Source organism: Radiobacillus deserti (assembly GCF_007301515.1).
GTDB lineage: Bacteria > Bacillota > Bacilli > Bacillales > Amphibacillaceae > Radiobacillus > Radiobacillus deserti.
This window is the reverse complement of record NZ_CP041666.1, coordinates 2,586,689-2,601,217: the sequence shown is the minus strand read 5'-3', so window position 1 is coordinate 2,601,217 and position 14,529 is coordinate 2,586,689. Positions and strand designations below refer to the sequence as shown.

At 37.3% G+C, this 14,529-nt stretch carries 16 protein-coding genes and 1 riboswitch; of the genes, 11 read left to right on the top strand and 5 right to left on the bottom strand.

Annotated elements, in window-relative coordinates:
• Positions 1-9 precede the first annotated feature (9 nt).
• Positions 10-336: a hypothetical protein gene (locus FN924_RS13840; RefSeq protein WP_143895446.1), complete on the top strand. Its 327-nt coding sequence runs from the start codon at positions 10-12 to the stop codon at positions 334-336.
• 112 nt (positions 337-448) lie between these two features.
• Here FN924_RS13840 and FN924_RS13835 read toward each other — a convergent pair whose 3' ends face one another.
• Positions 449-2,149, bottom strand: coding sequence for a DUF2207 domain-containing protein (locus tag FN924_RS13835; RefSeq protein ID WP_143895444.1), 1,701 nt, complete (start codon positions 2,147-2,149; stop codon positions 449-451).
• A gap of 198 nt (positions 2,150-2,347) precedes the next feature.
• Between FN924_RS13835 and FN924_RS13830 the strand changes: the two genes are divergently transcribed.
• From FN924_RS13830 to FN924_RS13815, 4 genes are all read left to right on the top strand, one after another.
• Positions 2,348-2,944, top strand: a complete 597-nt coding sequence (locus FN924_RS13830; RefSeq protein ID WP_143895441.1) for a class I SAM-dependent methyltransferase — start codon at positions 2,348-2,350, stop codon at positions 2,942-2,944.
• Between the two features lie 30 nt (positions 2,945-2,974).
• A complete protein-coding gene (locus FN924_RS13825) occupies positions 2,975-3,271 on the top strand; it encodes a HesB/YadR/YfhF family protein (protein ID WP_143895439.1) in 297 nt (98 codons plus the stop codon).
• Between the two features lie 345 nt (positions 3,272-3,616).
• Positions 3,617-4,960, top strand: a complete 1,344-nt coding sequence (locus FN924_RS13820; protein ID WP_143895437.1) for an N-acetylmuramoyl-L-alanine amidase — start codon at positions 3,617-3,619, stop codon at positions 4,958-4,960.
• A 110-nt stretch (positions 4,961-5,070) separates the two neighbouring features.
• Positions 5,071-6,351: a S8 family peptidase gene (locus FN924_RS13815; RefSeq protein WP_143895435.1), complete on the top strand. Its 1,281-nt coding sequence runs from the start codon at positions 5,071-5,073 to the stop codon at positions 6,349-6,351.
• A 272-nt stretch (positions 6,352-6,623) separates the two neighbouring features.
• On the opposite strand, the gene thiC is transcribed toward FN924_RS13815, so the two are convergent.
• The gene (gene thiC, locus FN924_RS13805) at positions 6,624-8,408 is read right to left on the bottom strand and encodes a phosphomethylpyrimidine synthase ThiC (RefSeq protein ID WP_143895431.1); all 1,785 of its coding nucleotides are present in this window, start codon (positions 8,406-8,408) and stop codon (positions 6,624-6,626) included.
• A 141-nt stretch (positions 8,409-8,549) separates the two neighbouring features.
• Positions 8,550-8,665: riboswitch (TPP riboswitch) on the bottom strand.
• A gap of 347 nt (positions 8,666-9,012) precedes the next feature.
• Between thiC and FN924_RS13800 the strand changes: the two genes are divergently transcribed.
• Complete coding sequence (locus tag FN924_RS13800) at positions 9,013-9,993, top strand: aldo/keto reductase (RefSeq protein ID WP_143895430.1); 981 nt, start codon at positions 9,013-9,015, stop codon at positions 9,991-9,993.
• An 83-nt stretch (positions 9,994-10,076) separates the two neighbouring features.
• Here the strand turns inward: FN924_RS13800 and FN924_RS13795 are convergent, their stop codons facing one another.
• The 3 genes from FN924_RS13795 to FN924_RS19125 all read right to left on the bottom strand — a co-directional run bounded on the left by FN924_RS13795 (position 10,077) and on the right by FN924_RS19125 (position 11,312).
• The gene (locus FN924_RS13795) at positions 10,077-10,706 is read right to left on the bottom strand and encodes a UbiA prenyltransferase family protein (RefSeq protein WP_228409454.1); all 630 of its coding nucleotides are present in this window, start codon (positions 10,704-10,706) and stop codon (positions 10,077-10,079) included.
• Positions 10,621-11,007, bottom strand: coding sequence for a UbiA prenyltransferase family protein (locus FN924_RS19390; protein WP_228409453.1), 387 nt, complete (start codon positions 11,005-11,007; stop codon positions 10,621-10,623). Before FN924_RS19390 ends, FN924_RS13795 begins: the two co-directional genes overlap by 86 nt.
• A 155-nt stretch (positions 11,008-11,162) precedes the next feature.
• Positions 11,163-11,312, bottom strand: a complete 150-nt coding sequence (locus FN924_RS19125) for a hypothetical protein (protein WP_194709662.1) — start codon at positions 11,310-11,312, stop codon at positions 11,163-11,165.
• Between the two features lie 162 nt (positions 11,313-11,474).
• On the opposite strand from FN924_RS19125, the gene FN924_RS13790 reads away from it, so the two are divergent.
• From FN924_RS13790 to FN924_RS13770, 5 genes are all read left to right on the top strand, one after another.
• The gene (locus tag FN924_RS13790; RefSeq protein ID WP_143895428.1) at positions 11,475-11,927 is read left to right on the top strand and encodes a MarR family winged helix-turn-helix transcriptional regulator; all 453 of its coding nucleotides are present in this window, start codon (positions 11,475-11,477) and stop codon (positions 11,925-11,927) included.
• A gap of 17 nt (positions 11,928-11,944) precedes the next feature.
• A complete protein-coding gene (locus FN924_RS13785) occupies positions 11,945-12,463 on the top strand; it encodes a spermidine/spermine N(1)-acetyltransferase (protein WP_143895426.1) in 519 nt (172 codons plus the stop codon).
• Positions 12,464-12,492: 29 nt separating this feature from the next.
• Positions 12,493-12,939 carry a hypothetical protein gene (locus FN924_RS13780; protein WP_228409452.1) on the top strand — a complete coding sequence of 149 codons (447 nt, stop codon included), beginning with the start codon at positions 12,493-12,495 and terminating at the stop codon, positions 12,937-12,939.
• 73 nt (positions 12,940-13,012) lie between these two features.
• Positions 13,013-13,414 (top strand): DUF3888 domain-containing protein, encoded by a 402-nt coding sequence (locus FN924_RS13775; protein ID WP_143895422.1) that lies wholly within the window; start codon positions 13,013-13,015, stop codon positions 13,412-13,414.
• Positions 13,415-13,705: 291 nt separating this feature from the next.
• A complete protein-coding gene (locus tag FN924_RS13770) occupies positions 13,706-14,497 on the top strand; it encodes a lipid II flippase Amj family protein (RefSeq protein ID WP_143897226.1) in 792 nt (263 codons plus the stop codon).
• Positions 14,498-14,529: the final 32 nt, after the last annotated feature.

The following is a 14,529-nucleotide window of genomic DNA, read 5'->3' as shown; positions in this document are numbered from 1 at the left end:
GAGAGACTAATGTCAAAGACTATCTATTGCGATAAGTGTTTAAAAGAAATTAAGGTAAGAGATGATTTGGTAACCTCAACATTATTATTTGAGGTTATTCCGTATCATGAAGATTGTTATACGAAGGACTTAAAAGGTATTAAAACACTTTTTTTAGACAACCAACCATTGAATGGTTTTTCTGGTAATGTACTATTTTTTCTTGCAATCATTATAGCTATTGGCTGGATAGTGATTGCGGAAGGTTCTTTAAAATGGCTATCCCTATTAGCTATCGTACCGATTGGGTATAGACTATACTCTTACTATAATTTTGAACGGTATATTCCAAGTTAGTCTTTTCAACGTGCAAAAAAAAGGAACGTAGGAATTATTATTCCTCGTTCCTTTATTATTAAAGTAGTATTTTCACGTTCAAACATTGAGTGAAGAGCTTCTTCAATCCCATCTAAAATGCGCCAGAGCCGCCTCCGCCACCTCCAACGCCGGCACCTCCACCGGAAACAGAACTTCCTCCGGTTGCCGCTGACACTGTATTATCGGCTTCCTGGAAGTTGCTTGAAATGGTGCTCGCGATTAACATTAGAAAAATAATGTCGTTGTTTGAAGTAGAATGAAACCCGTCGTTTGCAGTAGGAATATTGTGCAATAGTGTTTCATTTTTCTTCAGCATCCCCTTATTGTTTGTACCAATGGCATAAATGACTGCTTGCATTTGTTCATCCGTCATCCATTCATTCCATTGCTTCGTGTCCATGTTATGGTAATGAGAACTGAACTGATCCCAATAATATTTGATTCTAGCTCCTTTTAATGTTCGAGGCTGATATATCAAAGCAAAGATGAATAAGAAACCACTTAGCAATATCGAAAAGAACATCCACATGAATAAGTCGTGTACACCAAAGAGAATGGTGAATGCAATAAGCAGTAAACTCCCTAAAGCTACGGTCCAACGTAAGGTGACTTTCTGATCTACCAATGAGTGCTCTTTTATTTCCGCTTTTATTGCTTTATACCATTTCGAGAAATGATCATGATAGGATTGGTGATTTTTTTTATCCTTTGTGTACGTTTCAAGGGTATCAAGTGAGAACCTTCCGTCTTTCCCGATCTTATAAAAAAGCCATTGAATGAACAGTTCTTCGTGGTGATAATCGGTGGAATGGTTCACTACTACAAATTCACGCTCATTTTTTCGTTCCACCAATCCTTTCCGGACTAAATCTAGTAATGCTGCTGAAAGCAAGTCTCCATTTGCAGCCATACTTTTCATATAAAGTATAGTCGCTGGTAAACTCATTTCTTGGTTTGGTAGACGAGAATGTTGTATAGAGTTACGCGCTACCTCCCATAATATCGCTCGTCTTTTTCTCCAAGCTGTAATAAGTAAAATCAATAAAGAAACAGCGAACGCTCCAACCACATAAGGTGCAAACCCTCTTAGAAAGTCTTGCCTATTCTCGTACGCGGCCATTTTTTTCTCATAGGCCTCAATCTCTGCTGTTATATCATCCCGAATTGTTTTCCCTTCGATAACGGTGGCGCTTGGAAATAAGGTTGCATCATAGGCGACTCTAATGTCTCCGTTTTCCTCGCTTTCCACTTCTCCTAGGGCAAAGTGAACCATGCCATCCTTTGTCGATTGAACTGTGCCTTCTGCTTCATCGTACCCAATTGCAAGTACGTCGTCAGTTGATTGGGGTGGATGAATATAAATGTCCATATTTTCATACGTAGATTCATTACTGCTATCGAAAAATGGCCAATAAAACTGTCCTAAATCTGTATATATTTCCATTCCGTTGTCAATTGTATAAGAAAGATCGATGGTGATTGTTTCGTCAGATCCACCACGATAAATTTTATAAAGGTTTTCCTCTTGCTTTATTTTTAATGATTGGTTATTTTCAAATGCCTGAACGTTTTCAATGAGACTATGTTCTTTAGGGATTAGCGTACGAGTGATGCCATTAAAATCTCCGTCAAATTGGTAGGTGTGTTGTTCCTTCACTTGAACGTCTCCGTTTTCTTGTAGGAAAGCATCAATCTTTGTATGTTCGATTGTATAATCAACAGCTAATACTTTAGTAGGTATGAATAATAAAATAGAAAAAACTAATGCCAATACTATCGTCCATTTTTTCATAAGTTCGACTCCTCTCCTTCTTTATATACGGAAGAAAGTCATGAAAAGTTTCAGCATTGCTAATAGGTTGGGCGTAAAAGCAAAATTGAAATGTAAGCAGAAAGCTTGGTGTGAGAGAAGGAGTCCTATAAGATAAAGGGAGAAACGTTTATACGTAATCGTTTCGATTCATCCATTCAAATAAATGGGAGGGTACATATGGAACATAATGTTTTTGAACAAATGGCCCAAAAATACGATACCGAAGAAAGAAAAAAATTAGCTAAAGTTATAGTGGATGAAGTAAGGTCAGAATTACAAAACAGTAAATCAAAATCTCTTATCGATTATGGGAGCGGTACTGGTTTGGTTAGTTTAAAACTGATAGATTTAGTAGATTCTATTGTGTTGGTGGATTCCTCAAAACAAATGCTGGAGGTTGCGAAAGCGAAAATTGAGAACAACGGAATTACTAATGCAGCCGTACGTTATTCAGATTTTACTCAAGAAACTCCTGAACTTAAAGCAGATATCGTGTTCATGTCCTTAGTCCTTCTTCACATTCCAGATACGAAGCAGATTTTACAGGAATTGTTTAACATCTTACATGAAGATGGAAAGCTAATCATTGTAGATTTTGATAAAAACGATAAAATCAATCACCCGAAAGTGCATAATGGTTTTTCCCATGAAGAACTGAAAGAAAGATTATCCGAAGTTGGTTTTAAAGGTACGGAGATTAAGACATTCCATCATGGAGAGCGTATTTTTATGAAACAAGATGCCTCTATGTTTATAGCTAGTAGTATCAAATAATTTTGTGGCATGTAAAAGGAGGGTTTTTAGATGAAAATAGAGGTCAGTGAAAAAGCTTTACGTTGGTTTCAAGAGGAAGTTGGTTTAGAAAATGGGGATAAAGTACGGTTTTTTACACAAATATATGGAACAAGTCCCATTCGAGAAGGGTATGGACTTGCTTTTACAATAGATAGTGATTCGAAGGAAGCGGCCGCTCATACGGTTTCTGATGGTATTACTTTTTTTGTGAATGAGACAGACGTATGGTTTTTTGATGACTATAATTTGTATGTAGATTATGACGAGGCAAAGGATGAGGTGGAATATAGGTATATAAAGCCTTAAATGAATTACCATTTGTAAAATACTTAAACAATTAAGTGCATAGTGGTACTAAACCTTAAAAGTCGGATGTTTGACTCTGACTTTTAAGGTTTTTTATAGGAAATCATGATTTTAGTGACTCTTTATTAGTACAAAAACCAGTATTTGATAGAGGTAAAAGAGCCCTTCCGCCTTTTTATCAATGCGTATTATTAAGATATTGCTCTATTAGGGCGAGGCGATTCTATTTTTCTAATAGGGTACTAGCCAAAAGAAGTAACTTTCATTACTTTTATCTAATCCATGCATCGGAAAATCCATACTATATTAAGGTAAGTAATGATTTAATAGAATGGAGGAAGTTGAATGAAACTTTATTTAGATCCGGGTCATGGAGGTTCAGATCCAGGTGCTTTAGGGAACGGAATACAAGAGAAAGACATTGTGTTAGATATTGCTTTGAGGATTCGTTCCATATTACTAAATGACTATGAAAATGTGCAAGTGAATATGAGTCGTACGAATGACTCGACAGTAAGTTTAAGTCAACGAACTGACCAAGCAAATAGCTGGGGAGCCGACTATTTTTTATCCATTCATTGTAATGCATTCAATGGAACTGCTCAAGGATATGAAGACTATATTCATAGTAACTTATCTAGTTCTTCTCCTACAGCAGGCTATCAAGATATCATTCACTCGGAAGTGACACAAGTCAATCAACTCCAAGACCGAGGACAAAAACAGGCAAATTTTCATGTGTTAAGGGAAACCGTAATGCCTGCACTATTAACAGAGAATGGGTTCATTGACAATAGCCATGATGCTGCGCTAATGAAGGATCCATCATGGCGTCAAAGAGTTGCCCAAGGACATGTTAATGGTTTAGAAAAGGCATTTTCCCTTAAGAGAAAACCAGATGAGAATGTAGGAGTAGTGTATAAAGTAATTGCTGGCGCTTTCAAGTCGAAAGACAATGCCGATTCTCGTTCCACACTCTTGGAATCCAAAGGAATAGAATCCATTGTAAACACGGTTGTGATTTCTGGCGAGACATGGTATAGAGTCCAAGCTGGTGCCTTTTCAATTCGAGAAAACGCAGAGAAACGTTTAGTAGAGGTGCAGCATGCAGGGATTCAAGATGCCTATATCATTACCGAAAACAGCAATACAAACCAAGTTCAGACTTCTGGCTATTCGATACTGGGTCAGACTTTCCTATCACCAGTACAGATGAACGAGTATGTAAAAACAATAAATCCCCAAGCAATAGAAATTGCTCAATATTATCATGCATTGGGAACGTATTATGGAATTCGCGGGGATATTGCGTTTGCTCAGGCTATGCATGAGACGGATTTTCTTCGGTTTACTGGTATTGTCCATTCAAGTCAAAACAACTTCTGCGGGCTAGGTGCAACAGGACCTGATAATCCTGGAGCAAGCTTCGCTACACCGGAAGAAGGTGTTCTTGCTCATATACAACATTTATATGCTTATGCATCTACGAACTCGTTACCAGGGAAATACGATCTTGTTGATCCACGCTTTGACTTAGTTCAGAGGGGATCAGCGTCAACATGGACGGAGTTAAATGGAAAATGGGCTGTACCGGGAACCAACTATGGTCAATCCATCTTAGATTTGTATGGAAGAATGATTACAGCTGCCATTGATAACCTAAATCGAATTCTAGGAGTAATAGAATGATTTTATAGTATCTTGCCCTTTTTACTAGATTCTGAACGTATTCATCATTCACTTTTCTGAAAGTTTCGTAAGATATCTTGTACGAAATTTCAAGAAAGGAATGAGAGTTTATGTTTGGTTACTCGGTAATTCAGCTTGTTCGTGAAATGGGAGATAAGGTTGATCGGGACATCCGTCAAGAGCTCGTTCGATTCTATCAACCATTTCGGAGAGTTCCATGTTTTTTACACCGGCCATTCGAACGTTTAAGGAAAAAAACAAAGCGGCTACCAGTAATAATAGAGTTCGAGGATGGGACGTTCGACTTTGGACTTGGTGATATGAAAAGTGTGAGATGTAAAACACGGTCAGAGTTTCCTTCCATTTCTTGTTGTTCTACTAAGGTATCCGTAGAAAAGATTGAGCATTTACTAAGAAACTCCTCCAATATTAAAAAAATTCATTACGATAGAAAAGTGACGACATTACTTGATGTAGCATCTCCATCCATCCATTCCGATCAGTTAAAGCAATCTGGTTTGACAGGGAAGGATGTAAATATTGCAATAGTTGATACAGGAATATATCCACACCGTGATTTACAAGGAAGAATCATAGCCTTTAAGGATTTTATTAATAACCGAACAGAAGCCTATGATGATAATGGTCATGGTACTCATTGCGCAGGAGACGCAGCAGGAAATGGTCTTTCATCTAATGGAAAGTATCAAGCTCCAGCACCGGAGGCTAACCTTATAGGGGTTAAAGTACTTGATAAAATGGGGTCGGGATCGCTTTCCACCGTCATATCAGGTGTGGAATGGTGTATTCAAAATAAATCTTCTTTTAATATTAATGTCCTTTCGTTATCACTAGGTTCTGATGCCACACAATCTGCCGAAGACGACCCAGTAGTGAAAGCAGTAAACAAGGCTTGGGATAACGGAATAGTCGTTTGCGTAGCTGCTGGTAACTCAGGTCCATCACCAGAAACCATTGCAAGTCCTGGAATAAGTCAAAAGGTCATTACGGTAGGGGCAACAAATGATAATAATACGGTTGATCGTTCGGACGATGTAGTGGCTGATTTTTCAAGTCGAGGACCAACAATTGATGGATTAACTAAACCGGACCTGCTAACTCCAGGTGTAAATATTATTTCCCTACGCTCTCCTAGGTCGTATATTGATAAAACAAATCCACAGTTCCGTGTGGATACGAATTATATGTCCTTATCAGGAACTTCAATGGCCACACCAATATGCGCAGGTGTCGTTGCACAACTCCTCCAAAAACAACCAACTCTATCTCCAGATCAAGTAAAACAGCAACTCATTCAAGCATGTGAAGACATGGGACAACCACCTAATGTTCAAGGACATGGGTATTTAAATGCTGAAAATCTATTCTAACCGGATTATGAAAAAGGAGAGGGTTTAAATCCCTCTCCCTCATAATAGGGTTACATACAAATTTATTTTCAGAAAGGAACAATACTAATAATAGAGTACATTTACTTTTTTACATTTGCTACATACTTCATAGAGTTGATTCCCTTTAAAATGGTGATTACAATTTTGCTGTATACGGTTTATACAATTCTCTAAATACGATAGGCGAGATTTTAATGAATTCATTTCCTCTTCAATTTCATGGATATTCATCGTATAACCTCCAATTAATACTATTGGTATAACTTACTTCCTGATTCTTTAAATTCGTTCGCTTTTTCTTTCATCCCTTTCTCAATCGCTTCTTTTGTGTCGAGCTTGTTCTCTTTAGCATAATTCCGTATATCTTGAGATATTCTCATACTGCAAAACTTAGGTCCACACATAGAACAAAAGTGTGCTGTTTTCGCTCCTTCTGCAGGTAGTGTTTCATCATGATATTCTAATGCACGCTCCGGATCTAACGATAAGTTAAATTGATCTCGCCAACGGAATTCGAAGCGGGCTTTTGATAAGGCATCATCTCTTTTGTGTGCTCCAGGATGTCCTTTTGCTAAATCGGCAGCATGGGCGGCAATTTTATAGGTAATCACACCTTCTCGCACATCATCTCGGTTTGGTAACCCTAAGTGTTCTTTCGGTGTAACATAACAAAGCATAGCCGTACCGTACCAACCAATCATGGCAGCCCCAATTGCCGACGTAATGTGATCATAACCGGGAGCTATATCAGTGGTCAGTGGACCTAGTGTATAAAAAGGTGCTTCTTGGCACACCTCAAGTTGTTTATCCATATTTTCTTTAATTAGGTGCATAGGGACATGACCGGGGCCTTCTACCATCACTTGCACGTCGTGTTCCCAAGCAATCTTAGTTAGTTCTCCAAGCGTCTCTAATTCTGCAAACTGTGCTTCATCATTTGCATCTGCAATGGATCCAGGACGTAACCCATCTCCTAGAGAAAATGCAACATCATAGGTTTTCATAATTTCACATATTTCTTCAAAATGGGTATATAGAAAGCTTTCTTTATGGTGATAGAGACACCATTGAGCCATGATAGATCCACCTCTGGATACAATACCGGTTAATCGTTTCGCTGTTAATGGTACATACCGTAAAAGAACTCCTGCGTGAATGGTGAAGTAGTCCACACCCTGCTCAGCTTGTTCTATTAACGTATCCCGATAAATATCCCATGTTAAATGTTCAGCAACTCCATTTACTTTTTCAAGAGCTTGATATATAGGAACAGTGCCTACTGGGACAGCTGCATTTCGAATAATCCATTCACGTGTTGTATGAATATTTTTACCTGTTGAGAGATCCATAATAGTATCGGCACCCCATCGTGTTGCCCAGGTCATTTTTTCAACTTCTTCTTCAATGGAAGAGGAGACAGCTGAATTCCCGATGTTTGCGTTAATTTTTACGTGGAAATTGCGGCCAATAATCATCGGTTCTGTTTCCGGATGATTAATATTAGAAGGAATTATTGCCCGACCACGTGCTACCTCATCACGAACAAACTCTGGTGTCACATTTTCTCTTATTGCAATAAACTCCATTTCTGGAGTAATGATTCCTTTCTTAGCATAGTGGAGTTGTGTCACATTTTGGCCCTCTTTGGCACGTAACGGTTTTCTGCTTAAGCCGGGAAATACTTTATGGTTTGTACGAGGGTCGTTCTCATCCTTAAAACCGTTATCTTCCGGTTTCAGCGCTCGCCCTTCATATTCCTCTACATCTTCTCTTTGCTGAATCCATCTACTTCTAAGAGCTGGAAGTCCTTTTGCAATATCGACTGAATAATTACTATCTGTGTAAGGACCGCTAGTATCATAAACACGAACTGGTAAATTCTCTTCTTCGCCAAACGTACCTGTAGTCGGACTCAATTCAATTTCACGCATTGGTACTTTAATGTCTGGTGTGGAGCCTTCCACATATACTTTTTTACTACCTGAAAAGCTAGACATAATGGAAATGTTTTGTTCATTTAATGAGGATGCTGGCATAACAATAATCTCTCCCTTTTTTAAAATAATGAAGGGACAAGATCTAGAACATATTAAGTGGATAAAATCGTAGAAATACATAAAAAAGCCGGATCCATATATGGAAGGACCCGGCTTTATATGTAGAAGTTTATGTATATCCTAAAATCTTTTTAACTTCCCCACGCTGGTATGATCCAGATCAGGTCCAAAGAGTCAGGAAACTTTAACGCGTTTCCTTCTCAGCCCAAGCTTATTGGGCTCCCCTAGTTATTTATATTTTGTTCTCCGTCATTATACTAAAGATCAAAGAAATATAAAAGGTTATTTTTACAGAAAAGGAAGATATCGGTATGTTTATCGCTTTTTTTCCTTAGTATAGGCTTAATTTTATGTTGTTTATTATGGGTTTATTCACATAAATAGTTAAGTCAAGTTGTTATACTTTGAGGGAGTATTCGGAACATGTGATATTTTATCTGCTTAATTTTGATGCTAAATGAACTCGTTCCTATTCCAACGTAAAGTCATTAATTAGACAGAAGACAAGTGATTTGAATGGGGAAGGAGAGTCATTTAATATGGATGATGACTACAATAAATCCATTAGAAGGTGGAATCAAACATGGAGTATGTAAAGCTTGGAAATACCGGTTTAGATGTATCACGGCTTTGCTTAGGAACGATGGGGTTTGGAGCACCAGAGCGGTTTCATCATAAATGGGTGCTAGATGAAGAACATAGTCGTCCCATTATTAAAAAAGCACTAGAGTTAGGGATTAATTTTTTTGATACAGCCAATATGTATTCGTACGGAGCAAATGAAGAAATTGTAGGTCGCGCTTTAAAGGATTTTGCAAATCGAGACGAAGTCGTACTCGCAACTAAGGTGTATTATCGAATGCACGAAGGCCCAAATGGTGCTGGGCTTTCTCGAAAGGCCATTATGAGCGAAATTGATAAAAGTCTGGAACGACTAGGAACGGATTATGTGGACCTTTATATTATTCATCGTTGGGATTATAGCACTCCAATTGAAGAAACAATGGAAGCTTTACATGATGTAGTAAAATCCGGAAAAGCAAGATACATTGGTGCTTCTGCGATGTATGCATGGCAATTTCTAAAGGCAAATCATGTTGCGGAGAAAAACGGCTGGACAAAATTCGTATCCATGCAGAACCATCTAAACCTTTTATATCGGGAGGAAGAGAGGGAGATGCTTCCACTGTGTAAGGAAGAAAAAATTGCCGTTACACCATTTAGTCCCCTTGCATCGGGAAGATTAACACGTGATTGGTCAGAAACCACGCAGCGATCAGAAACGGATCAGATTCAAAAAGCCATCTATGATGCTACGGCAGATAATGATCGAGAAATCGTAGAACGTGTAGCTGAACTGGCAGAGAAGCATGGTGTTCCACGTGTTCAAATTGCACTTGCTTGGTTGCTACAGAAAGATTCTGTTACCGCTCCTATCGTTGGGGCAACGAAACTATCTCATCTTGATAGTGCAGTAGCTTCTCTTTCCATAACCTTAACACCGGAAGAGGTATTGTATTTAGAAGAGCCGTATGTTCCTCACCAAATACTTGGTCATGAATAAAAAAGGTAAGGTATTGAAGAGTCCAATTTCTTGTGGAATTGGACTTTTCAATAGTGATTTTTAATAGCATTTCGAATTGAAGTTCATATAAAAACTCCTAACCAAATCCCATTAATCATTGCCATTAACAAAATCACTTTTTCATGAGCAGAAACTTGCTCATCGTCCTCTACATTCATCATCACCACTAAAAGTATAGAAATCCCTACAAAAAAGAATACACCTATCATGGCCCATAAGCGGTCTATTCCTAACCAAATCGAACATAAAGCCGTTATTCCAAAAGAAATTATAGCAGGTAGACGGGAGTATTTTGGACCGAATTTTTGCATAAACCAAACGACACTTGTCTTTTTAACGGGGGTAGCTTGCTGGTCTGCGTACCGATCTGGTATATGATGAACCATAATCCAAGCAATGCAGAATAAAGCGTTTATGAGTGCATTTTGAATTACCCACTCCGGTATAGAATCTAAAGCTAACCATGCTCCAGCTATTCCCAGTGCGAATACAGAAGGAAAGGTGGATATCCATTCGCCGGTAAAAGGTCGATAACTAAATTGGAAGGGTGGCAAGGAATAAGAGACCGCTCCCCATAATCCAATCAATAGAAGCACAGCAAGCTTTTCAAAACCTAATAAAAGAAATCCAACTACTCCTAGTACTAAGAATGGTAAGTAACTGCTTTCCGAGTTGCCATAATGACTCCTCATCTAAAAGACCTGATTGAATCACTCCACTCCCACCTGATAAGATACCAGGACTATGTAAATCCGTTCCAGACCTATGATCTGCCCAATCATTTAATAAATGAGTAAGCAATCCATGAACAATAAAAGCAGCGAACAGCAGCAGCCCTAAAATCGAATATAACGTATTAGCAGGGATCGAATAATACAAATACAACGGTAAAACAGTAGAAATAATAGTCGTGAAGCTAGATGCCACAACCGCAACCATCCTCAACAAAATCCAACCAGCCTTCATATGCGCAACAAACGAACTACCCCTCATACAGTGCCTGTCACCACCCGAATTTTCTTGTTTCACAAAATGTTTCACGAATCAATGATGAATTATCACAGGTCTTCAATATTGCCACGTTAAGTAAATCAAATAACATTTTCCTGTTCAGGACTTTACAACAAAAAACCACCTATTGTGGTTTTTTAGTCACGCATTGCCCCCGCCTCTCGAGAAGTCATAGCTCCTTCTCCGCGGCTTACATCTTTTCGAATATCTTGTTTGACCTTTTGCGGATTTGTTCCAGAGACATTAAATCTCACATTAGTATCTACATTATTTTTATTTTGCTTCATAACTTCCTCCTTGATTTACTTTCATTTTATTAATAATATTTACAAAAACATCTTACTTATGTTTCAGGATTTATTTTGTTTCAAATATGTTGTAAACACAACAAAAACAAGTTAAACTGATTTTATATTGCATTTACAACAATTATGCTGAGGAGTTTAAATATGAAGGAAATTTTACGTGAAATTGGGATGATTGCTAGAGCCTTAGATTCTATAAGTAATATAGAATTTAAAGAATATGCTCTTACTAAGGGACAGTATTTGTATATTGTAAGGATTTGCGAGAACCCAGGAATTATCCAAGAAAAGTTGGCAGAAATGATTAAAGTAGATCGTACAACAACCGCCCGTGCTATAAAAAAACTTGAAATCAATGGCTTCATTGAAAAGAAAGAGGATGAACATAACAAAAAAATAAAAAAAATATTTCCAACAGAGAAAGGTAAGGAAGTTTACCCACTTATTATTAGAGAAAATGATTATTCCAACAATATTGCACTAGAAGGATTTTCTGAAAAAGAAGTAGAAACCATCTCTAACCTTCTTAAAAAAGTAAGGATGAATATCGAAAAAGACTGGGAATGGGTGAAAAAAGGATACAAAAGAAACTACTGATAGGAGTAATGTTAGAAATGACTATAGCTCTAAGCAAATGTAGATTGGAAGATTCTCATAAGCTTCAAGAAATTAGTATAGAAACATTTCATGAGACATTTACAAATCAAAATTCACCTGAAAATATGAGAGCATATATTGAAAAAGCATTTCATCTAAGTCAGTTGAATTTGGAACTAACCAACCCAGCCTCTAAATTCTTTTTTGTTTATTACAATCATGACGTTGCTGGATATTTAAAAGTAAATGTCGATGGTGCTCAGTCGGAAGATATGGGAGCTGAGTCGTTTGAGATAGAAAGGATTTATATCAAGAAAAAATTCCAAAAGCTTGGATTAGGAAAATTTCTACTAAATAAGGCACTTGAAATGGCAAAGGAATATGGAAAGGAAAAAGTTTGGCTAGGTGTCTGGGAAAAGAACGAGAATGCGATTGCATTTTATAAGAAGATGGGATTTGTTCAGACCGGAGCACACTCATTCCATATGGGAGATGAGGAACAAACGGACTTCATAATGACCAAACCATTGAAGTGATTTTTCAATCAATTGGAGAGGAGAAGCAAATGTTAAAAAGAAAAATAATTGCAACCTTACTAGCAACGCCATTATCCTTATTGTTTATCTTTGCCGTCTTTTTCGGTGAATGGAGCCAGCCGCTAGAACTATTAGGAATGTCTATCTTTTATAGTTTCTTTGTTTCCCCATTTTATTTATTGTACGGACTACCAATTACCTTCTTATCAGATTATATAGGTAAGCGATTATTAGGAAAAAAGCGGATTATACAATCATTCGTTATTCATGTGTTGTTCGGTGCATTGTTTGGTCTTTTCTTTCCAAGTCATGCGACGCTTTTAATTGCGGGAAGAGAGATAGATACATTTGTTATATTTGGCTCGATTTCCGGGGTATCCTATTGGATTATAGATGAAATGCTACGCTGTTGTTTAAAAAATGGAGAACCAAGATTTTTAAGTTTTCGTTATTGTTTAAATAAGGTTAAACCATAACCCTGTATGGTTATGGTTCATTTTACTTGAATAATAATGAATTCGCCTCAAAAACTAACCTGAGGTGATGACCATGAAAAGAATGATTGTAGTGTTTGTAGTTATGTTTTCGCTTGTTAGTCACTATACCTTTGCTTATTCAAAAACGATAAACGAAGCGGATACGGAATTGTGTGACACGCTACAATATGCCCTTATTAATAGTCTTAGGAATCCAATAGATAAAGCCATAAATGAAATTTATAAAGAGGATGATGATGCACCAGAGCTGCTGTCATGGGCTTCTTATCAAACAGAAATAGTGAAAATAAAACAGTCTAATGGTGTAGGTGGCATCTATGAAATCACACTCAAAGTGATGCCGTACTACGGTGCGCATAATACGTACGGAGAAGATATTATTGTAGTGAATTCGGCCGGAAAGCTAATAGATTATGAACATCTAAAAACATATCCAAGAATTGATTATAACTAATCTAGAAAGAGTATGACAAAATGAAAAGCAACTGCTTAATCACATTAAGTGAATAGCTAGGTATATTCTTTTAGACTAGGCTTTCGTAACTTTAAAATTTAATATTGGAAGCTAAGCAGCATAATAAAGGGTTGTCCATCAAGACGACCCTTTTCCTATTGAAGTCAATAATCAAAAGGGATTATATGCTAAAATAAATGAACAGAAAAAATAAATGAGAACTGATCTTTCAAGTAAAATAATGAAAAAAAGTAGGGAATAACGTTGGAGTTTTTTACCACACATTTAATCATGATTGCAGTATTTATCTTAATCATCCATTCCATCGAAACGTTAGCTTATTCTGTACGCCTATCAGGAGCAAGAGTGAAGCTATTGGCCTCAGCTCTATCGTTATTCAATGTAATGGTGATGGTTTCTAGACTAGCAAATATGATGCAGCAGCCTTTTACAGGAAGTTTAATTGATAATGCACCGAAAGAAAATGCTCTCGAATTCGTTGAAGTTCAATATCGAGTATTAATTGGTTCCGCAACCTTAGGAACAATCATCGGTTTACTTTTATTACCGACCTTTATTGCCGTTTTTTCAAGATCGATTATTCATTTGGCAGAGGAACGGGGTTCCATTCCAGCTTTATTGAAAAAAGGATTTACCATCGCTTACTTAAAGCGTGCTAAAAAACATATACATTTACCCAGATTTAGTTATATTAAAGGGATGAGCTGGCGCGACATACCGATAAAATTGTTTTGCATAAATATGATAATCACAGCTGTTTACACAATAGGTGTGCTTTCTGCATTGTATGCAGCATTGTTAACGCCAGAAAGAGCCACAACAGCCGTAATGGCCTCAGGTTTAATCAACGGGATTGCCACAATTTTATTATTAATCGTCTTTATTGATCCTAAAATATCGATTCTCGCAGACGATGTCATTAATCAAAAAGGAAGCTATGTGAGCTTGAAAAATGCTTCTATTATGATGGTAACATCGAGGCTATTAGGAACCCTTTTGGCACAATTATTATTTATTCCTGGTGCAAAATATATTGCTTGGTTTACTCAGTTCATTGTGTAGTATGTATCGTATAAGTTAATCAACATCATATA